The organism is Vibrio sp. 1401 (assembly GCF_033340295.1).
Genome location: NZ_JAWOWF010000640.1, coordinates 1 through 573 on the forward strand (window position 1 = coordinate 1; position 573 = coordinate 573).

At 48.3% G+C, this 573-nt stretch carries 1 protein-coding gene; it reads right to left on the reverse strand.

Going from position 1 to position 573, the window contains the following annotated elements:
- On the reverse strand, nucleotides 1-573 hold a 573-nt coding region (locus R7Z77_RS27310), incomplete at both ends, for a transglycosylase SLT domain-containing protein (RefSeq protein WP_318137299.1).

Genomic DNA, 573 nt, shown 5'->3' on the forward strand with positions numbered 1-573 from the left:
TGAATCACTTTTGAGGTCGTACCGTATTTCTTCGCCAACATACTCAACGAGTCGCCAGATTTGACTTTGTAACGCGCGACTTTCATGCCTTTACCGCGATTGCTCTCAACTTGAGTTAAGAACGCATCCTTCTTCTCCACAGGAATAAGAAGCTGATGAGGCCCTTCTGGTGCGGTGGACCATTGGTTGTAGGCAGGGTTGTAGCTTTGCAGCTCTTTTACCCCGATGCCCGCGTAATCAGCAGCGATAGCGAGATCCAGTTGTTCTTTCGGATCGACTAACGTCAGCACTGGTTTGTTTGGGATAGATGGAATGTCGATACCGTACTTTTCTTGGTTTGCCACCACGTCCGCAAGAGCGAGAAGTTTTGGCACGTAGCTACTGGTCTCTTTTGGCAGATCTAAAGAGAAAAAGTCGACAGGTTTACCCAATTTTTTGTTCTTACGGATAGCGCTAGATACACGACCGCCGCCACTATTGTAGGCTGCGATTGCGTGTTCCCAGTTTCCGTCAAAACGTTCATTTAATTGAACAAGATAAGCCAACGCAGGAGCGGTAGTGGGAGCGACAGCG